At 69.5% G+C, this 19,947-nt stretch carries 16 protein-coding genes; 4 read left to right on the top strand and 12 right to left on the bottom strand.

Translation table 11 applies throughout. The features are described 5' to 3' along the window. Positions 1–42: 42 nt before the first annotated feature. The 9 genes from STRTUCAR8_RS23200 to STRTUCAR8_RS23160 form a co-directional block, all read right to left on the bottom strand. On the bottom strand, positions 43–1,089 hold the full coding sequence (locus tag STRTUCAR8_RS23200) for a sugar kinase (protein ID WP_006378368.1): 1,047 nt from the start codon (positions 1,087–1,089) through the stop codon (positions 43–45). Further along, complete coding sequence (locus tag STRTUCAR8_RS23195) at positions 1,086–1,721, bottom strand: bifunctional 4-hydroxy-2-oxoglutarate aldolase/2-dehydro-3-deoxy-phosphogluconate aldolase (protein WP_006378366.1); 636 nt, start codon at positions 1,719–1,721, stop codon at positions 1,086–1,088. The genes STRTUCAR8_RS23200 and STRTUCAR8_RS23195 overlap by 4 nt, the downstream gene beginning before the upstream one ends. After that, positions 1,718–2,479, bottom strand: a complete 762-nt coding sequence (locus STRTUCAR8_RS23190) for an SDR family oxidoreductase (RefSeq protein WP_006378395.1) — start codon at positions 2,477–2,479, stop codon at positions 1,718–1,720. Before STRTUCAR8_RS23190 ends, STRTUCAR8_RS23195 begins: the two co-directional genes overlap by 4 nt. Next, positions 2,476–3,519, bottom strand: coding sequence for a zinc-dependent alcohol dehydrogenase (locus STRTUCAR8_RS23185; RefSeq protein WP_006378354.1), 1,044 nt, complete (start codon positions 3,517–3,519; stop codon positions 2,476–2,478). Before STRTUCAR8_RS23185 ends, STRTUCAR8_RS23190 begins: the two co-directional genes overlap by 4 nt. Beyond that, positions 3,516–3,953, bottom strand: a complete 438-nt coding sequence (locus STRTUCAR8_RS23180) for an RbsD/FucU domain-containing protein (protein WP_044472715.1) — start codon at positions 3,951–3,953, stop codon at positions 3,516–3,518. The genes STRTUCAR8_RS23185 and STRTUCAR8_RS23180 overlap by 4 nt, the downstream gene beginning before the upstream one ends. 359 nt (positions 3,954–4,312) lie before the next feature. Then, the gene (locus tag STRTUCAR8_RS23175) at positions 4,313–5,647 is read right to left on the bottom strand and encodes an L-fuconate dehydratase (protein WP_006378379.1); all 1,335 of its coding nucleotides are present in this window, start codon (positions 5,645–5,647) and stop codon (positions 4,313–4,315) included. Positions 5,648–5,776: 129 nt separating this feature from the next. Further along, entirely contained in the window at positions 5,777–6,817 is a 1,041-nt protein-coding gene (locus tag STRTUCAR8_RS23170; RefSeq protein ID WP_006378384.1) for an ABC transporter permease, read from the bottom strand. Then, a complete protein-coding gene (locus tag STRTUCAR8_RS23165) occupies positions 6,810–8,372 on the bottom strand; it encodes a sugar ABC transporter ATP-binding protein (RefSeq protein ID WP_006378374.1) in 1,563 nt (520 codons plus the stop codon). Before STRTUCAR8_RS23165 ends, STRTUCAR8_RS23170 begins: the two co-directional genes overlap by 8 nt. A 44-nt stretch (positions 8,373–8,416) precedes the next feature. Next, positions 8,417–9,481 (bottom strand): sugar ABC transporter substrate-binding protein, encoded by a 1,065-nt coding sequence (locus tag STRTUCAR8_RS23160; RefSeq protein ID WP_006378392.1) that lies wholly within the window; start codon positions 9,479–9,481, stop codon positions 8,417–8,419. A gap of 478 nt (positions 9,482–9,959) precedes the next feature. Here STRTUCAR8_RS23160 and STRTUCAR8_RS23155 point away from each other — a divergent pair, with 478 nt between their 5' ends. Continuing rightward, positions 9,960–12,191, top strand: a complete 2,232-nt coding sequence (locus STRTUCAR8_RS23155; RefSeq protein WP_044472722.1) for an alpha-L-fucosidase — start codon at positions 9,960–9,962, stop codon at positions 12,189–12,191. A 504-nt stretch (positions 12,192–12,695) separates the two neighbouring features. On the opposite strand, the gene STRTUCAR8_RS23150 is transcribed toward STRTUCAR8_RS23155, so the two are convergent. Continuing rightward, entirely contained in the window at positions 12,696–13,478 is a 783-nt protein-coding gene (locus tag STRTUCAR8_RS23150) for an IclR family transcriptional regulator (protein ID WP_006378363.1), read from the bottom strand. 159 nt (positions 13,479–13,637) lie between these two features. Between STRTUCAR8_RS23150 and STRTUCAR8_RS23145 the strand changes: the two genes are divergently transcribed. The 3 genes from STRTUCAR8_RS23145 (at position 13,638) to STRTUCAR8_RS23135 (ending at position 16,195) form a co-directional block, all read left to right on the top strand. Next, a complete protein-coding gene (locus STRTUCAR8_RS23145) occupies positions 13,638–14,348 on the top strand; it encodes a CoA transferase subunit A (protein ID WP_078507286.1) in 711 nt (236 codons plus the stop codon). 34 nt (positions 14,349–14,382) lie between these two features. Next, entirely contained in the window at positions 14,383–15,066 is a 684-nt protein-coding gene (locus STRTUCAR8_RS23140; RefSeq protein WP_044472714.1) for a 3-oxoacid CoA-transferase subunit B, read from the top strand. A gap of 151 nt (positions 15,067–15,217) precedes the next feature. Continuing rightward, positions 15,218–16,195: a LacI family DNA-binding transcriptional regulator gene (locus STRTUCAR8_RS23135; RefSeq protein ID WP_100247632.1), complete on the top strand. Its 978-nt coding sequence runs from the start codon at positions 15,218–15,220 to the stop codon at positions 16,193–16,195. A gap of 55 nt (positions 16,196–16,250) precedes the next feature. Here the strand turns inward: STRTUCAR8_RS23135 and STRTUCAR8_RS23130 are convergent, their stop codons facing one another. Both STRTUCAR8_RS23130 and STRTUCAR8_RS23125 read right to left on the bottom strand, forming a co-directional pair. After that, entirely contained in the window at positions 16,251–17,762 is a 1,512-nt protein-coding gene (locus STRTUCAR8_RS23130; RefSeq protein WP_006378351.1) for a glycoside hydrolase family 43 protein, read from the bottom strand. 38 nt (positions 17,763–17,800) lie between these two features. Beyond that, a complete protein-coding gene (locus tag STRTUCAR8_RS23125; protein ID WP_006378367.1) occupies positions 17,801–19,924 on the bottom strand; it encodes an alpha-galactosidase in 2,124 nt (707 codons plus the stop codon). Positions 19,925–19,947 lie beyond the last annotated feature (23 nt).

Genomic DNA, 19,947 nt, shown 5'->3' with positions numbered 1-19,947 from the left:
ACTGCGACTGCGACTGCGTGCGAGTACGGATGGTGAGACGGGTCAGCGGCTGACGGCTGCGGTGCCACCTGCCATGAGTGCTTCGACTTCGGTGAGTGTGGCCATGCTGGTGTCGCCGGGGGTGGTCATGGCGAGGGCGCCGTGGGCGGTGCCGTAGGCGAGGGCGCGTTCCAGTCCCACGTTCGTGAGCAGGCCGTGGATGAGTCCGGCGGCGAAGCTGTCGCCGGAGCCGATGCGGTCCAGAACGTGCAGGCCGGTCATGCGCGGGCCGGTGATGCAGCCGGTCTCCGCCGACCAGGCGGCGGAGGACCAGTCGTTGACTCCGGCCGAAGGGACTTCGCGCAGTGTTGTGGCCAGTACCTTGGCGGCGGGCAGTCTGCTCGCGATGTCGGCGAACGCGTCCGGGACTTCGTCGGTGCTGATGCGCTGTGCCCCTGGGCTTGTCCCGGCAAGGCCCAGGGCGCCGACCACCACGTCGGCGTGGCGGGCCAGGCGCAGGTCGACTTCGCGGGCGGCGTCGGGGCCGCCTCGGTCGGTCCAGAGGCTGGGGCGGTAGTTGGGGTCGTAGGAGACGGTGATGCCGTGGCGGCGTGCGGCTGTCATGGCTTCGTCGGCGACGTCGAAGGTGGTCTCCGAGAGGGCGGCGAAGATGCCGCCGGTGTGGAACCAGCGGACGCCGCTGGTGAAGAGGGTGTCCCAGTCGATGTCGCCCTTGCGGAGTCGGGAGGTGGCCGTGTGGGTGCGGTCGCTGACGCCGAGGGCACCACGGATGCCGTAGCCGCGTTCGACGAAGTTGAGTCCGTTGCGGGTGGTGTGGCCGTCGTGGTTGGGGGGTGTCCAGCGGATGTGGGTGGTGTCGACGCCGCCTTGGAGGATGAGGTCTTCGACGAGGTGGCCGACGGGGTTGTCCGTGAGAGCGGTGACGATGGCGGTGCGCAGGCCGAAGCAGCGGCGTAGGCCGCGGATGACGTTGTATTCGCCGCCACCTTCCCAGACGTGGAAGGTGCGGGTGGTGCGGATGCGTCCTTCACCGGGGTCGAAGCGGAGCATGACCTCGCCGAGGGCGATCACATCGGTCGTCGCGGTCACAGCGTGCTCCTTTCCGTGGCTTCGGCGGTGAGCCGGCGGATCTCCTCGTAGTCGCCTTCTTCCAGGTGGGTGGGGGTGGCCATCCAGCTGCCGCCGACGGCGAGGACCGAGGGCTCGGCGAGGTAGGCGGTCAGGCGGGAGGCGTTGATCCCACCGGTCGGTACGAAGCGCATGTGGGGGAAGGGCGCGGCGAGTGCGCGCAGTGTCCGCAGGCCGCCGAGCGGCTCGGCCGGGAAGAGTTTCACGGTCTCCAGGCCGGCTGCCAACGCCCGCATCAGCTCGGTCGCGGTGGCGATACCAGGGACTACCGGAATCCCCAACTCCCGGCATTTGGCGACGACTTCGTCGTCGTAGCCGGGAGAGACGATGAAGCGGGCTCCTGCTGCCACGGCCCGTTCTACCTGTTCGGCGGTGAGGACGGTGCCGGCGCCGACGGCGAGTCCGCCATGGGCGGCCATCGTCTTGAGTACCTGCTCGGCGCCGGGGGTGCGGAAGGTGACCTCGGCGCAGGTGGCGCCGCCTGCTGCGAGCGCCTCGGCCAGTGGGGCGGCGCTGGCGGTGTCCGGCACAGACAGTACGGGTATCAGCCGGGCGCCCCCGAGGGTGGAGGCCAGTCTGCTGGTGTCGTTCATCGGCCGAGCCATCCCCCGTCGACGGGGAGGGTGGTGCCGTGGATGTAGGAGGCGGCGTCGGAGGCGAGGAAGACGGTCGCGCCCGCCAGGTCGTCGGCGTTGCCCCAGCGGCCGGCCGGGATGCGCTCCAGGATCGCCTGACTGCGTGCCGGATCGTCTTGCAGGGCTTGGGTGTTGTCGGTGGCGATGTAGCCGGGGGCGATGGCGTTGACGTTGACGCCGTGCGGAGCCCACTCGTTGGCCAAGGCTTTGGTGAGTCCGGTGATGCCGTGCTTGGCGGCGGTGTAGCCGGGGACGGTGACGCCGCCCTGGAAGCTGAGCAGCGACGCGGTGAAAATGATTTTTCCGTGACCCCGGGTCACCATGGCCGCGCCGACGGCCCGGGTGAGGGTGAACTGGGCGGTGAGGTTGACCTGAAGAACCAACTCCCAGTCTGTGTCGGTGTGTTCGGCTGCCGGGGTGCGGCGGATGGTGCCGGCGTTGTTGACGAGGATGTCGACGGGGCGCGTGCGTGCGGCGAGGTCGGCGCCGAGAGTTCGTACGGCGTCGGGGTCGGCGAAGTCGGTGCGGATCGCCTCGAACGTACGGCCCGCTGCGGTGACGTCTTTCTCCACGTCACTGCCGGAGTGTTCCAGGTTGGCGCTGACGCCGATGATGTCCGCGCCGGCCTGGGCGAGGGCGCGGGCCATGGCGTGGCCGATGCCGCGTCGGGCGCCGGTGACGACGGCGAGTTTCCCGGTGAGGTCGAAGGCGTTCATGCGGTGGCTCCGTTGGTGTGCTCGGTGCAGTCGACGAGGATCTTCATGACGTCGCCGCCCGCTTCGAGAGCTTCGAAGGCGGCGGGTGCCTCGGTGAGCGGGACGACCTTGCTGATCAGCCGCTCGGCGGGGATGGTGCCGTCGGCGACGAGCGTCACGGCCTTCTCGAAGTCGGTGCGGTCGTACAACCGGGCGCCGATAAGGGTGAGTTCGCGCCAGAAGAAGCGGTGGAGGTTGATCTCGCGGGGCCGGGGGTGAATGGCGACGAGGCACAGCCGGCCGCGCACGCCCAGCACATCGACGGCGGTGTCCACTCCGCCTGCCGCACCGGACACCTCGAAGGCGACGTCCGCGCCCGCGTCCCCGGTCCACTCACCTACCAGCTCGGGCACGTCGACGGCGGCGGGGTCCCAGGTGGTCAGCCCCAACTCCTCGGCGACGGCGCGCCGGTGGGGGCTGAGTTCCACCACCCGCACGTCGGCTCCAGCATTGCGTGCGACGAGGGCGATGAGGATGCCGACGGGTCCGCCGCCGACCACGACAACCTTGTCGCCGTCGGTGACCTGGGCGCGGCCGACGTCGTGGACGGCGACGGCGGTGGGTTCTACGAGGGCCGCCCGGTCGAGGGGGAGGGTGTCGGGGAGACGGATGAGGGTGGTGGCGGGGACGGTCCAGCGTTGTTGCATGGCGCCGGGGGAGTCGATGCCGATGAAGTCGAGGTGCTGGCAGATGTGTTGGTGGCCGGCACGGCAGGCGGGGCAGGTGTTGTCCCAGCGCAGGGGCATCACGGTGACCGCGTCACCGGGCGCCCAGCCCTCCACCTCTGCTCCGACGCGCACGACGCGGCCGGACATCTCGTGTCCGATGACGGCGGGCGCGTGGACGCGTGCGTCCATGTCACCGTGGAAGATGTGCAGGTCGGTGCCGCAGATCCCGACGTAGGCGGGGGCCAGTTCCACCTCGCCCGGACCGGGGACGGGAGTCCCGGTGGGAGCGGTGTCCAGGGTGCGGGCGGCGGTGTAGCGGACGGCGAGGGTCATCGTGTGCTCAGGGTCCCTTCTGCGCGGACGCCGATGGTCAGCAGCAGGTTCGCGTAGGTACGGATGTCGGCGGTGACGATCGCCAGTGCCAGGTCTGGGGAGCGGGCGGCGTCGTAGAACTCGAAGCGGCCGAGTGTCCCGACCGGGACGGGTGCCAGTCGGGCGCGGTACTCGGCGATGGCCGGCGGCTCCGGCTCGCCCTCGGGTGGCACCATCACGTGGGCCGACTCGACAGGCAGGGCGGTCAACAGGACGTCGAGCACGCTGGTGACGTCCAGCAGGCCCGGTGCCAGGTTCAGATGGACGGTGCGGGCGCGTTCGCCGGTGGCCGTGCTCGCGGGGTAGTGGCCGTCGGCGAGCAGCACCCGGGCGCCATGGCCGGCTCCGGCCAGCGCTTCGAGGATTCCGGGGTGCAGCAGCTCGGTCAGGAGCACGGTGTTCTCGCCTTCTGGACGGATCTTGCGACGTGTCGGGGAGTTCGGGAGGTTGGGGTTGGGGTGAATGGGAGTCTCCCGACGGGCCCGACGGCGTCTACGGCATTGGTGCTCGGGGGAGGCGAGACGGCAGAAGCCGGCCGCGGTGACGGAGAGCATCGCGTCGGTCTCGGCGGTGGCGCAGTCACCCGAGCCAGTTCCTCCACGGTGGCGGCCCAGCGGCAACAGCCGCCCGCGAGGGCGCGGACCGGCCGGTCGGAGGCGAACATCATCAACTCCGACCACCAGTGGCCTCGCTCCTCTCCGGCGCGGACGTGACGCGCCGGACGACAGCGGCGCTGTCCACCAGCCGCCGGGTGTCAGAGACGCGCGGCCCAGACCGGGCCGTCGGGGTACGTGTACTCCTTGAGGGACTCGGGGTGCATCTGGGCGCTGAGTCCGGGGAGGGTGGGCGCGAGGTAGTGGCCGTCGGCGATGCGCACCGGGTCGACGAAGTGTTCGTGCAGGTGGTCGACGTACTCGATGACGCGGTCCTCGGTCGTGCCGGAGACGGCGATGTAGTCGAACATGGACAGGTGCTGGACCATCTCGCACAGGCCGACTCCGCCGGCGTGCGGGCAGACGGGCACCCCGAACTTCGCGGCGAGCAGCAGGATGGCGAGGTTCTCGTTGACGCCGCCGACCCGGGCGGAGTCGATCTGGACGATGTCCACGGAGCCGGCCTGGAGGAGCTGCTTGAAGACGACCCGGTTGGCGATGTGTTCGCCGGTGGCGACCTTGATGGGGGTGAGGGCCTCGCGGACGGCGGCGTGGCCGAGGATGTCGTCGGGGGAGGTGGGCTCCTCGATCCAGTACGGGTCGTAGGGGGCCAGTTCGCGCATCCAGTCGATCGCGGGCTGGACGTCCCATCTCTGGTTGGCGTCCACGGCGATGCGGATACCGGGCCCGACGGCCTCACGGGCGGCGCGCATGCGCCGTATGTCGTCCTCCAGGGACGCGCCGACCTTCAGCTTGATCTGGGTGAAGCCGTCCGCGACCGCTTCGCGGGCCAGGCGGGCGAGCTTCTCGTCGGAGTAGCCGAGCCAGCCGGGGGTGGTGGTGTAGGCGGGGTAACCGCGGTCCAGGAGGCGGGCGATGCGTTCCGCGCGGCCGGGTTCGGCACGCTTCAGGATCTCCAGCGCCTCTTCGGGGGTGAGGGCGTCGCTGAGCCAGCGGAAGTCGACCTGGGCGACCAGTTCCTCGGGCGACATCTCGCCGAGGAAGCGCCAGACGGGCTTTCCGGCGCGCTTGGCCGCGAGGTCCCAGGCGGCGTTGACGACGGCGCCGGTCGCCATGTGGATGGCGCCCTTCTCCGGTCCGAGCCAGCGCAGTTGGGGATCGTGGACCAGGGAGCGGGAGAACGCGCCGAGGTCGGCGCACACCTCCTGCACCGACAGGCCGACGACGTGCGGGGCGAGGGCCGCGATGGCGGCGGCCTGGACGTCGTTGCCGCGGCCCGTGGTGAAGGCCAGGGCGTGGCCCTCCAGCCCGTCGCCGGCGTCGGTGCGCAGGACCACGTAGGCGGCCGAGTAGTCGGGCTCGGGGTTCATCGCGTCCGAACCGTCCAGATGCTCCGACGTCGGGAAGCGTACGTCGAGGACGTCCAGGGCGATGATGCGGGCGGATGCCGATTCGGGGGACTCAGCGGAGGACATGGCAACTCCTAGGGGGCAGGGGAGGTGGACCCTGCGACGAGAGAGGGGAGGACAGCGGGGGGTTCGGCGGCCGGGCGGACACGAGCGGCAGGCCGCTGGTTCCTGTGGAGCCCCGCGACGGCCGCCTGTTCAGTCCTGGACCTTGCCGCCCGTGATGCGCGAGATCATCAGCGCGACCAGGATGATCAGGCCGTTGAGGGCGCCGATCCACTGCGCGGGGACGCCGCCCAGGGTGAGCACGTTCTGGATCATGAAGAGCAGCAGGATGCCGCTGAAGGCCCCGAACATGGTGCCCTTGCCGCCGTTGAGGCTGATCCCGCCGATGACGGCGGCTGCGAAGACGGTGAAGATGTAGCCGTTGCCCTGTGCGGAGGCCACCGAGGCCAGCCGCCCGGAGAGCAGCAGTCCGGCGAGGGCGGCGAGGACGCTGCCGGTGACCAGGACGATCCACAGCACCCGGTCGGTACGGATACCGGCCGCCTTCGCGGCGTCGACGTTGCCGCCGATGGCGTACAGGGAGCGGCCGAAGCTGGTCCAGCCGAGAACCACGACGGCGATGGCGAACAGTGTGAGGCAGAGCCAGATGGAGGCCGGCATCCCGAACCACTGCGTCGTGCCCAGGTAGAGCATCGACTCGGGTAGCTGGAAGAAGGTCTGGCCGCCCGAGATGCCCGTCAGGATGCCGCGCAGGACGATCAGCATGCCGAGGGTGACGATGAAGCCGTTGAGGCCGAAGCGGATGATCAGCAGGGAGTTGACCACGCCGATCAGCGCGCCCACGGCGAGGGTGATCGGGATCGCCCAGGCGCCGGGCAGCAGGCCGATTCCGTGTCCTGCGCCGCCGATGGTCAGCCAGGCCGCGACGCCGGGCGCGAGGCCCATGGTCGACTCCAGGGAGAGGTCCATTTTCTTGACGATCAGGATCATCGTCTGGGCGAGGACCAGCAGCGCGATCTCGGACATCGTCTGCAGAACGTTGATCAGGTTGTCGGTCTGCAGGAAGACCGGGCTGACGATCTGTCCGACGATCGCGATCACCACGATCGCGGGGACCAGAGCGAGGTCGCGCAGTCTGGCCAGCGGTATCCGGCCGCCGAACAGCGCGGTCCGTCGGGCCCCCGGCGCGGCGGCCTTCGGCGCGGGCGTCTCGGCGAGAACGGTTTCAGGCATGAAGGTCCACTCCTTCCATCGCGGCCACGAGGTCGTGGTCGTGCCAGCCGCGGGTGATCTCTGAGGTCACTCGGCCCTGGAACATCACCAGGACCCGGTCGCACATCCGCAGGTCGTCGAGTTCGTCGGAGGCGATGAGCACTCCGGTCCCGGTCTCCGCGGTCTCCTCGACCTTGCCGAGGAGGAACTCCTTGGAGCGCACGTCGACGCCCGCGGTCGGGTTGATCAGCACCAGCAGTCGGGGGGCGTCGGCCAGGGCGCGGGCCATGACGACCTTCTGCTGATTGCCACCGGAGAGCGCCGACACGGGCAGCTCGGGACCCGGAGTCTTGATCGCCAGGTTCTCGATCATCCCCTCGGCGAGCCGGTCCCGGGTGCGGCTGCTCACGAACCCGTTCCTGCCGAGCCGGTGGGGCACGGACAGGGTGGCGTTGTCCGCGATCGACATGTCGGGGACGAAGCCCTGGTGGTGGCGGTCCTGCGGGACGAAACCGGCGCCCGCGGCGAGCGCGGCGGGGACACTCCCCGGCCGGGGCCGCTGCCCGGCGATCGCGACCCGGCCCCCGTCCGGGGCCCTGAGGCCCACGACGGTCTCGGCGATCTCCGTGCGACCGCTGCCGGCGGCTCCCGCGAGTCCGACGATCTCGCCGGCGCCGACTCGGAAGGTGACGTCCGTGTAGGTGTCGCCGCTCAGTTCGCTGACGCTCAGTGCCGCCGTCGTGCCGGAGCTCAGGCTGCTCGGCCGGTCCTCGCGCCGGTCGCCCGCCGCCTCGCCGGTCATGGCGGCGACGAGTTCGGTGCGGGGAAGCTCGGTGACCGGGGCGGTCAGGATGTGCCGGGCGTCCCGGAACACCGTCACCATGTCGCAGATCTCGTAGACCTCCTGGAGGTGGTGACTGATGAACAGGAAGGTCACGCCCTGGCTTTGCAGGTCACGGATCCGGTCGAAGAGCCGGTTGATCGCCGCGCCGTCGAGCTGGGCGGTCGGCTCGTCGAGGACGATGAACCGGGCGCCGAACGACAGTGCGCGGGCGATCTCGACGAACTGCCGCTGTTCCACGTCCAGTTCACCGGCCGGGGTCTGCGGATCCACGTCCACCGACCAGGTCGACAGCAGTTCCTGGGCCCGGCGCCGCACACCCTGCCAGGTGATGAGCCGGCCGCGGCCGTGCTCGTGCCGGTTCAGGAAGAGGTTCTCGGCGACGGTCAGCGTGGGGATGATCGTCGACTTCTGGTAGACGCAGGCCACCCGGCTGCGCCACGCGTCGCGGGCCGATGGCCGGGGGGCCGGGGCGCCGCCGAAGGTGACCGTGCCCTCGTCGGGGGTCTGAAGCCCGGTGAGCACGGACACCAGCGTCGACTTGCCGGCTCCGTTGCGGCCGACCAGCGCGTGGGTCTCGCCGGGCCTGATGGTGATCCGGGCGCCGTTGAGCGCCACCGTCGGACCGAATCGTTTGACTATGCCCGTCGCCTCGACGACGGCCGGGCCGGCCGGGGCCCGTCCGTCGTCCGCCGGGGCGGGCGCGGGGGTGACTGCTCGCTCCCCGTCGTTCATCTCAACCGCCTTGTGTTCGTTGGTCCAAGAGTCCTGGCGGTCCGTCAGCCGAGGTTGTTGCCCCAGAGGGACTTGTCGTCGCTCCTGATGCTGGGGACACCGCCGTAGGTGCCTCCGTCGGCGGTGACGAGCGGGGCGGAGAGCTGGTCCTCCAGGAGACCTTCACGGACCTGGATGATGTTGCTGTCGTGGTCCGTCCTGCCCGGCTTGAAGGTCTTCCCGTCGATCGCGGCCTTCAGGTAGTACAGGGCGTACTTGGCGTACAGGTCGGCCGGCTGGGAGACGGTGGCGTCGATCTTGCCCTCGGCGATGGACCTGAGCTCCTCGGGGATGCCGTCGTTGGAGACCACGAACACGTGCTTCTTGTCCGACGGCTCGACCAGCAGGCCCTTCTGCTTGAGAACCTGGAGGGTGCCGGCCAGGGCGAAACTGGACTGCATGTAGACGCCCTTGATGTCCGGGTTGGCGGTCAGGTCGGTCTGCAGCTTCTGTGCCGCGACGGCGCCGTCCCAGTTGGTGGCCTCGCCGAACACCTTGATGGCGGGGAAGCTCTTCTTCATGCAGTCGTTGAACGCCTCGGTGCGGTCACGGCCGTTGATGGAGTCCAGACCGCCCTGGAGCATGACGACCTTGCCCTTGCCGCCGAGCTTGGTGCCCAGGTACTGGCACGCCTTCTCGCCGTACGCCCGGTTGTCGGCGCGCACCACCATGAAGACCTTGCCGCTGTCGGGGCGGGTGTCGACGGTGACGACGGGGATCTTCTTCGCCTCCAGCTGAGCCAGCGTCGGCGCGATGGCCGCGGTGTCCTGGGGGGCCATCGCGACACCCTTGACGCCCTGGCTGATGAACGTCTGCGCGTTGGCCGTCAGCTTGGCGACATCGTTCTGCGAGTTGGTGGTCTTGAGTGAGAGGCCGAGCTCCTTCGCGTACTCCGGCGTGTACTTGATGTACGAGTTCCAGAAGTCGGTGTCGGAACGCGGGTAGTCCACGCCGACCAGCGGTGTGCCGCTCGACGACGCCGAAGTGCCGGAGCCGCTGCCACAGGCGCTGAGAAGCGTCAGGGCGGACAGGGCGGCGGCGGTGGAGCAGAGAGCGTTTCTGAGTCTCATCGGTACTTCCTCGCGCTGGTCCCGAAGCGGGAGATTTTCCACATAGGCGACAGCTGGGTGTCGCCGTCTCGGAGAGATGGGATGTTTATAGGATGCGCGGCGAGGTCCTGTCTAGTCCTTGACGTGATTTTCCCGAAACATGCAGGTTGATTGTGGGATAAGGGGCCGCAGTGAGCGTTGCGGTGGCAAGTTTCATCCCATCAATCGATTGCTTCGCTGGTCGTCAGGTGCTCGACTCCGCTCGGCTGTAGTTGGAAGACATGCCATGTCTGATCGACAGGAAACCAACACAAAAGGGAATGAAAGGCATATAACGCCTGGTCAAGAGCTCCTACTCATCCCTGCACGCCCGTTGACATCCCGGGGACACATGCTCGATCTTCATGCGTAACAAGTGGCGACCCGGACACCGTGAGTGGCGGCGGCCTCCCGTGCCCTTTCGCCCTCCTCTGTCACCTTCCGCATCGAGGATGTCTTCATGTCGAGTTCGATCAACAGGCGCCAGTTCCTGGCCAGTGCCACCTTCGTGGCCGCGACGGCCGTCGCCGGAGGCATCTTCGGTGCCGGCGGCGCGCAGGCGGCACCCAGCACGTACACACCGGACTGGAACTCGGTCGACCAGCACCCGCCCGCCCCGGAGTGGTTCCAGGACGCCAAGTTCGGCATCTACTTCCACTGGGGTGTCTTCAGCGTTCCCGCGTACGACAACGAGTGGTACCCGCGCAACATGTACTCGGGCGGCAGCAACGCCAACAAGCACCACATCGCGACCTACGGCCAGCCCTCCACCTGGCCGTACCACAACTTCATCAACGGCGCGAAGGACCTGGCCGGCAACACCGTGCAGTTCGCACCGAAGCTGAAGTCGGCGGGCGGCAACTTCGACCCCGACGAGTGGGTGCAGCTGTTCGTCGACGCGGGCGCGAAGTTCGCCGGGCCGGTCGCCGAGCACCACGACGGCTTCTCGATGTGGGACAGCCAGGTCAACGAGTGGAACTCGGTCGCCAAGGGGCCGAAGCTGGACCTGCTCAGCCTGTTCACCACGGCCATCCGGGCCAAGGGGCTCAAGCTGCTGGTCGCCATGCACCACGCGTACCACTACAACGGCTTCTACGAGTTCGCGCCCGCGCAGACCGACCCCAGCCTGAAGAAGCTCTACGGGCAGCTCGGCGCGGCGGCGGAGAACAAGCTCTGGTACGACAAGCTCAAGGAGGTCATCGACCGGGCCAAGCCCGACATCCTCTGGCAGGACTTCAAGCTGGACGCCGTCGACGAGACGCAGCGGCTGAACTTCCTGTCGTACTACTACAACCAGGCCAACAGCTGGGGCCGTGAGGTCGTCGCCACGTACAAGGACGGCATGAACGGCAAGGGCGAGGTCTTCGACTACGAGCGGGGCGGGCCGGGCGACCTCACGACCCCCTACTGGCTGACCGACGACAGCATCTCCAGCTCCAGTTGGTGCTACACACAGGGCATCGGCTACTACAGCACCAAGCAGATGCTGCACTCCTTCCTCGACCGGGTCAGCAAGAACGGCAACGTGCTGCTGAACATCGCGCCGATGGCCGACGGCACCATCCCCCAGGCGCAGAGGGACATCCTGCTCGGCATCGGCGACTACCTGAAGCGCTTCGGGGAGTCCGTGTACTCGACCCGCGCCTGGAGCGTGTACGGCGAAGGCCCGACGAAGATGGGCGGCGGGGCCTTCACCAACCCGACCGCCGGCACGGCACAGGACATCCGGTTCACCCGCAACAAGGCGAACACCGTCCTGTACGCCACCGTCCTTGGCTGGCCCGGCAGTTCACTGACGATCAAGACGCTCGGCTCGGGCCAGATCAACCTCTCGTCGCTGACGTCGGTGAAACTGCTCGACTCGACGGCCGGCAGCTACATCAGTCTGCCGGCGCCTGTACAGACCTCCTCCGGGCTGACGGTTTCCCTGCCGTCCTCGGCGCCGTACAGCGCCAACGCCTACGTCCTGAAGCTCAGCTTCTCCGGCGGGATCCCCAGCCTGCGGCCGCTGACCGGAGCCGTCGCCTTCAAGGACGTCAACTACACCGATCCCGGTACCGTCCTCGCTGTCGGCGACTACACCGCGGCCCAGCTGCAGCAGGCCGGACTGGGCACGCTCAGCCTCTCCTCGCTGTGGCTGGCCCCCGGCTACAGGCTCGTCGGCTACTCCGGCGACAACTTCACCGGCACCTCGTGGACCTTCACCGCGGACAACCCCGACCTCAGGGTCACCGGAAACAACGACCAAGTCACCTCACTGAGAGTCCAGTTCAACCCGTCGACGTACTTCCGGATCACCAATGTCACCGACGGCCTCGCGCTGGACAGCGGCGGCGGTGTCGCCTCCGGGTCCAACCTCAAGCAGTGGACGTGGGACGGCAGTTCCAACCTGCAGTGGCAGGCGGTGGACGTCGGCAACGGCTACTACAGGCTGGTCAACCGCGCCAACGGCATGGTCGCTGACGGCTGGGGCGCCACGGCCGACGGCTCCGTCGCCCAGCAGGCGGCGTGGAACGGCGGAAACAACCAGCAGTGGACGATCACCCACCGGGGCGCCGGCCACTACTCGATAGCAAACCGCACCAGCGGCCTGGTCCTCGACGGAGGCGGCAACGTCGCCTCCGGCTCCGTCACCAAGCAGTGGACGTACGACGGCAGCAACAACCTGCTGTGGACCTTCACGGCGCTCTGATCCGCCAGGTCTGCTCGCAGTGTGACTCCGGGGTCGGGGGACCGGACTGGCCAGGTGGGGCCGGGAAGCGGCGGCTTTCCGGCCCCCGCGTCCGTCGTACGGTTGTCCGCCTGTGTGGTCGACTCCGGTCTGTGGCGAGGTCAGCGGGGAGATCCGGTCGGTCGGGCCCGGAGAAGCCTGCGCGGATGAGTTCGCAGACCTCCGTGAAGGCCCGGGTCTGTTCCGGTGTGAGGCGGTCGGAAACCGTGGGTGCGGACGGTGGCGACGTGGCCGGGCGCGAGCCGGCCACCGTCGGCCTGCTGGTTCCGGCGGCGACCGCCCCCAGGGCCGACGCCTCCCCGTCTCCGCGCCCCGTATCGCGTCGCACTTCGCTCTCTCCGCCTCGCGGCAGCCCGAGAACATCACGGTCGATCATGCCGACACCGCGTACGTCGCCTTCGCCCGGCAGATCGCCGTCGTCACGCCCGGCGGACACACCTGGCAGGCCTCCACCCGGGCAGCGGGTCAGCGCCGGGTGCCCGCGCCGGTGTTCAGTGTGCGGCCCAGCGAGTGGGCCTCGCGCAGGAGGAGCGCGCCGAGTTCAGGTCTGCGCTCGGCGCGGAACCTGTTCTCCACCCCCGTCACGGTCAGCGCCCCCGAGGGCTGACCCGCCTGGTCGAACACGGCCGCCGCCATCCCCCAACTGCCTTCCACGACGAGTCCGGGGTTCACCGCGTAGCCGTCGACGCGGGTCTGGGCGATCCGCTCACGCAGCACGTGCGGCGCGTGTGCCGGACCCCACCGGCCCACCAGGTCCTCGCGTGCCAGATAGGCGTCGATCTCGCCGTCGTCGAGGAACGACAGCACCGCCAGGCCCGCCGACACGACACCGAGGGGGAAGCGCGCACCCTCGTACAGCACGAATGAGCGGATCGGGAAGTCGCCGTCCTCACGCAGCAGGCACACCGTCTCTTCCCCTCGCCTCGCTGAGAAGAACGCGCTCTCGCCCGTCGATGCCGCGAGCCGGTGCACGCTTTCACGTGCCTGGCGGGTGATGTCGTAGCGAATGCCGGCCACTCCGCCGAGCAGATACAGCTCGGGGCCCAGGAACCAACGCCCGCTGCGGCGGTCGCGGTCGACGAACCCCTCATCGGCCAGGGAGACGAGCAGCCGGTGGACGGTCGGTCTCGGCAGGCCTGTCGCTCTCGCCAGGTCGGCGGTGGTCGCACCCGTCTCGTTGACGGCGGACAGTGCGCGCAGGAGGGTGCCCATCCTGCCGACGAGATGAGCTGCCGGGGTCGCGTCCATGCCCTCATCTTACGTTCACTCAGTGGACGCATGGTTCCGCTCTCGCTCACCCGTCAACCGGTTGCTCAGGGAAGAGGCCTGTTCTCTTGCCTGTTGGCGGTGCAGTGAAGTTGACTCCGGTGCTCGGACAGTGAACGCCCTGACGGGGAAGTGGACGAGTTGATCAAGCTGCGCGCGACCGCGGACGATGCCTTGGCCGACGTACTGGCCGACGGGATGACGATCGCCGTCGGCGGATTCGGTCTGTGTGGTGTTCCGTACGACCTCATCGAGGTCGTACGGAACAGCGGAGTCACGGGGCTGACGGTCGTGTCGAACAACATGGGGGTCGACGGCAAGGGTCTCGGCCTGCTGCTGGAGAACCAGCAGGTGGCCAAGGTGATCGCGTCCTACGTGGGCGAGAACAAGCTGTTCGCCCGCCAGTACCTGGACGGGACTCTCGACGTGGAGTTCGCCCCCCAGGGCACGCTCGCCGAACGCATGCGCGCCGGCGGAGCCGGCATCCCTGCGTTCTACACGAGGGCCGGGGTGGGCACGCCCGTCGCCGAAGGCAAGCCGCACGCCGAGTTCGACGGGCACACGCACATCCAGGAGCGTGCGATCGTCGCCGACCTCGCACTCGTCCACGCCCACACCGCCGACCGGGCGGGCAATCTGACCTACCGGGCCGCCGCACGCAACTTCAACCCGCTCGCGGCGACGTGCGGCCGGGTGACCGTGGCCGAGGCCGAGTACCTGGCCGAGGAGTTCACCGATCCCGAACGCGTCACCACCCCTGGCATCCACGTGAGCCGTCTGGTGGTCGCACGCGAACGGTCCAAGGAAATCGAGCAGCGTACGGTCCGCCCCCGCGTGACCGTCGAAGTGTAGGAGTGGACGAGACGTGCCCAGGACACGCGACGAGATGGCCGCGCTCGCGGCCGCCGAACTCAGTGACGGCGACTATGTGAATCTCGGCATCGGCATCCCGACCCTCGTGGCCAACCACGTCCCCGAGGGCGTCCAGGTGACCTTGCAGAGTGAGAACGGCATCCTCGGCCTCGGCCCGTTCCCCTGGGAGGGGGAGGAGGACGCGGACGTCATCAACGCGGGCAAGCAGACCGTCACCGTCCTCCCCGGTGCGAGCTACTTCGACTCCGCGACGTCCTTCGGCATGATCCGCGGCGGCCACATCGACATCGCGATCCTGGGTGCCCTGCAGGTGAGTGCGAGGGGCGACCTCGCCAACTGGACCATCCCGGGTGCCCTGGTGAAGGGCATGGGCGGAGCCATGGACCTCGTGGTCGGCGCCCGACGCATCGTGGTGCTCACCGACCACGTGGCCAAGGACGGAAGCCCGAAGATCGTCGACGACTGCACGTTGCCGCTGACCGCCGCCGGGGTGGTCGACCGCGTCATCACGGACCTCGCCACCATCGACGTGACGCGACACGGCCTGTGGTTGAGGGCACTCGCACCGGGCGTCACCGAGGAAGAGGTCCGCGCCAAGACGGGTGCCGCACTGCGACTGGCCATGGAGGAACCCGCGGGGCAGCGCCGGGCGAACGGTCCAGGCTCCGGTCAGGAGAGAAAACCGCCGGCGGGGTGAGCGCCACGGTCCGTCCGACGAGGTGGTGTCAGAATGACGGCTCCACTGGGCGAGGGGCTGGGGAAAGGCGACCGTGCCGGACAAGCGATCAGAAACACCTCCGACGCCGGACCGGGACGGGCGGAGCGGTCGCGGTGACGGACCGGCGGCGGTGACCATCGCCTACATCGCCGAGACCGCGGGCGTCTCGGTGCCCACGGTGTCGAAGGTGCTCAACGGCCGCACCGGTGTGTCCGACGAGACCCGGGCCCGTATCGAGGAACTGATCCACCGGTACGGCTACCGCAAGCCGCCGAAGAACCGCAGCAACCTGGTGGAGTTGGTGTTCCGCGAGCTGGAGAACATGTGGGCCGTGGAGATCATCCGCGGTGTGGAACGTGCGGCGCGCAGGAACAAGGTCGGTGTGCTGGTGTCGGAGTTCGGCCTCCAGGACAACCCGACCAGGACCATCGACGACACGCTGGGGCGGCGTCCGCAGTGCGTGCTGTCGGTGGCGCAGCTGTCGGAGCCGGAGCGCGAGCAACTGAAGGCCAAGGGCATCCCGTTCGTCGTCTTCGACCCGAACGAGGAACTCCCCGACGGCGTACCGTTCGTCGGCGCCACCAACTGGAGGGGCGGCCAGGCCGCGACCCGGCACCTGATCGGCCTGGGACACCGGCGCATCGCCATGATCACCGGCCCCGACCATCCCTTCTGCCTCGCTCGCCACGCCGGCTACTCCTCCGCTCTCGGCGAGGCCGGGCTGCCGGTGGATCCGGACCTGGTGGTCAAGACCCTCCTCACCCGAGAGGACGGCTGTACGGCGGCACACGATCTGCTCTCCCGGCCCGACCGTCCCACCGCTGTCTTCACCGCCAACGACATGCAGGCGCTCGGCGTCTACCAGGCCGCGCGCAAGCTCGGGCTGAGGATCCCCGACGACCTGAGCGTGGTCGGCTTCGACGACGTACCGGCCGTGGCCTGGGCGGACCCGCCGCTGACCACGGTCCACCAGCCCCTGTTGGAGATGGCGGTGGCCGCCACCGAACTGGCGCTCGCGCTGGGCCGCGGTGAGGACGTGCCCCAGGTGGGGCTGGAGATCGCCACCACCCTCACCGTCCGGGAGAGCACGGCCCCACCCAAGAGCTGAGCGGGCCGGGGGCAGGCCAGAACGGGGCGTCCGCGGAAGAGGACCCGGACATCGTTCAGGGGGCGAGTGGCTGGTAGTCGAACCAGTCGAAGTGGACGGTGCCGGCTGCGGCGTACATGCCGATGACTCGTCCGGTGAAGCCGCCGGCGACTTCGGTGGTCAGGTAGCGGCCGTCGAGGGTGGCGAGTGCGGTGAAGGTGTCGTCCGGTTCCTCGATGCCGAAGGTGAGGAGGTCGGGGCCGGTGCGGGGGCCGCTGGGAGGGGTGTCGGAGACGTCGAGGCGGAGGATCACCGGCCCGGCGGGTACGGAGCGGGATGCCACGGTGGTGCGCAGGGGTCCGACACGGATGAGGAGGCGTACTTCGCCTTCGGACACCTCGATCTCGTAGTGGTGCTCTTCGTCCAGGCGGACGGCGAGCCCGCCGCGTCCTTCGGCCGGGTCGACGCGGGTGCGGGCCTGGCAGGTGAGGTGTTGCTGGCGGCGGCCGACGAACACGACGTCGGTCTCGTCCAGGGAGTCGCCCCGGGCGTGCAGGGTGAGCCAGTTGGGCCGTTCCTTGGTGGTGCAGTGTTCTGCGGGTCGGTCGCGGACGGAGATCCACCGCGGGTGGAGTTCGCTGAGTTCGAAGTCGTCGCGGACCTCGTCGGTGGGTCCGGGGGCGAGTGGCCAGGCGGGGGCGGGCAGTTCGGACGGGACCTCGCCGATGACGGGCCAGTCGTCCACCCATTCGACGGGGGTCAGGTAGGTTTCGCGGCCCAGTGCGTGCCAGCCGGGGGTTCCGCCGCGTGGGCGGACGCCGAGGACCACCATCCACCAGGAGTCGTCGGGTCCCTGGACGAGGTCTGCGTGACCGGTGTTCTGGATGGGGTGGTCGGTGCTGCGGTGGGTGAGGATCGGGTTGTGCGGGCATGGCTCGAAGGGGCCTGTGGGTGTGTGGCTGCGGGCGATGGACACGCTGTGACCGCGTTCGGTGCCGCCTTCGGCGATGAGCAGGTACCAGTAGTCGCCGATGCGGTAGAGGTGCGGTGCTTCGGGGGCCTTCGCGCCGGGGGCGCCGGACCAGACTTTCCGCGGTGGACCGAAGGTCTCTCCGGTGTGCGGGTCGATGCGCACCTGTGAGACTCCGGCGATGGTGCACCAGCAGGTGCCGTCCCGGTCCCAGGCGAGGTCCGGGTCGATGCCGGGGACGTCGGGCAGGCGGACCGGGTCGGACCAGGGTCCGGCGGGGTCGGTGGCGGTGAACAGCATGTTGCCGCCGCCCTGGGTCACGTTGGTGACGATCAGCCAGAAGCGGCCGTCGTGATGGCGCAGGGTGGGGGCGTAGATGCCCCCGGAGGACGGGGTGTCGGTGGTGAGCCGGAGCTGGCTCGGGCGGTCGAGGGCGTTGCCGATCCGCGTCCAGTGGAACAGGTCGCGGCTGTGGAAGACGGGGATGCCGGGGAAGTACTCGAAGCTGGAGCACACGAGGTAGTAGTCGTCGCCCACGCGGCAGATGCTGGGGTCGGGGTGGAAGCCGGGGATCACGGGATTGGGGAAGGTGCCGGCCGCCTGCTGCTTGTCTGACACTCGGTCAAGTCCCTTCGCGAAATGGTGAGTCGGTGGGTTCAGGGGGTGAACGGCGCCGGGTGGGTGAGGCGGAGCAGTACTGCGGACGGCGCCGAGGGCAGTGTGACGGTGAGGTCGGCGGTGTCCGGGTTCCAGGAGGTGACGGCCTGGCTCGCCGCGGGGTAGAGCACGTCGAGGCAGGCCGCCGAGCCTTGGACATGGGGCAGGGGGAGAGTCGCGGTGGCCTCCGTGCCGGGGCGCCGCCAGACGGTGAGGTAGGTGGTGTCCGGGGTGTGGAGGGCCAGGGCGAGCCAGGGGTCGTCCCAGGCCGGCAGGCCCAGCGGCCACACGGGGACGGCCTGGGCCAGGTCGGCGCGGACGGCCTTGTACGCGGTGACGGCCTCGTGCACCAGGGCGCGGGACTCGGGCGGCAGATCCGGGAGCAGGCCGGACAGGTGGATGCGGCCGAGGAGGGCGTTGGCCATGGTGAAGGCCACCTCGTCCTGCGAGTGCTCAGGGAGCGGGTAGGCCCAGACGGCGCCCTGTTCGGGGGTGACGGCGGTCGGTGCGGAGGCCGCGATGGGGGCGTAGAGCTGGAGGTTCTGCTGGTCGCTGGTGGACTGCAGTTGCAGCCGGGACAACAGCGCGTAGTCCCAGCGCATGCCCCCGGAGGAGCAGTTCTCGATCACCAGATGCGGGTAGCGGTCCAGGACGCTGTCGAGCCAGTCCAGTTGGGCGCGGTTGTGCCCGAGCAGTCCGGCGCCCGGGGTCTCTCCGGGGTGGGCGCTGGTGCCGGAGCCGGGGTCGATGTTGTGGTCGAGTTTGAGGTAGCCGACGCCCCACTCGCCGACCAGACGGTCCACGACCTGGTCCAGGTGGGCGCGGGCGGCGGGGTGGCGCAGGTCGAGGTGGTGGCGGCCGGTCTCGGTGACGCGGATGCCGTCGCGGCGGAAGAACGCCTCGTCCGGCAGGGACCTGGCCATGGGGCTGCGGACGCCGATCACCTCCGGCTCCAGCCACAGGCCGGGCACCATGCCGCGCTCGCGGATACGGTCCAGCACCTCGTGGATGCCGCGTTCGCCGGGGAAGCGGGAGGCGGCCGGTTCCCAGGCGCCGACGCTGTCCCACCAGCCGCCGTCCTCGCCGTCGTACCAGCCTGCGTCGATGACGAAGTACTCCGCGCCCGCCTCGGCCGCCGCGTCGACCAGCGGCAGCAGTTTCTCCGTGGAGGGGTCGCCCATCAGACAGTTCATGTAGTCGTTGAAGATCACGGGCAGCCGCTGATGGTCGGGGTGCGGGCGGCGCAGGGCGCGGCGGTAGCGGGTGAGGGCGGCGAACGCTTCATCGGGACCGCCCGCGTCGGTGAAGGCGAGGGCGACGGGCACGGTGCGGAACTCCGCGCCCGGCTCCAGGGGATGCCGCCAGCCGTGGTGCGTGTCGTTCGGGCCGAACAGTGCCAGGTAGGCCAGCGTGTCGCGTTCTCCGCACTCCCAGTGCCAGCCGCCGCCGTTGTGCTCGATCTGCCACAGCCAGGTGCGGCCCGAGTGACGGTCGGTCAGCCCGCCCATGGGCAGCCTGCCGCAGCTGGACCACACGCCACGGCCGGTCTGTGTGAACTCCCCCTTGCCGTTGTCGTAGACCACGCGGTCGGCGAGGACCGGCGAGGTCACCCGCATCGGGCCGCGCTGCCAACGGCACTCGGCGACCCAGTCGTTCTCGGCCCACAACAGGTCCGCGGCGTCGATGGCCCGCGGGCCGTCCGCCAGGCAGCCCACCACGAGGGAGGAGACCGACTCCAGGTGCAGGGTGGTGTCACCGCCGTTGCGCAGGAGTACCTCGGCGCGCAGTACGGGCACGCCGTCCGGCGAGCGGTAGGTCACCTCCGCGAGGAGTCCGGTCTCGGGGTCGTGGAGTTCGACGGCGAGTACGTGCCAGTCGCCGTCGCGGGTCTCCTGGTGCGTGCGGTACCGCAGCCGTCCGCCGAGAGACGTGTCGATGAGCCGCCCGCCCGACCAGGCGCGACCGTGACCGGCGGCCATGACCTCCACCAACGGCAGCGGAGGCCACGAGCGCTTTTCGGGCGGCGCCTCGCCGGGGACGCCGGCCCGGGTGAGACGGGCTACGCCGATCTCGACCTCCAGAGCCTGGTGGCCCCACCGGAGGAGCCGCGGTGCACCGGTCATGGTTGTCCTTCTGACTCGTCGGT

The organism is Streptomyces turgidiscabies Car8, assembly GCF_000331005.1.
Classification (GTDB): domain Bacteria; phylum Actinomycetota; class Actinomycetes; order Streptomycetales; family Streptomycetaceae; genus Streptomyces; species Streptomyces turgidiscabies.
The sequence above is the reverse complement of the archived record's forward strand: the minus strand, read 5'-3'. Positions and strand labels throughout refer to the sequence as shown.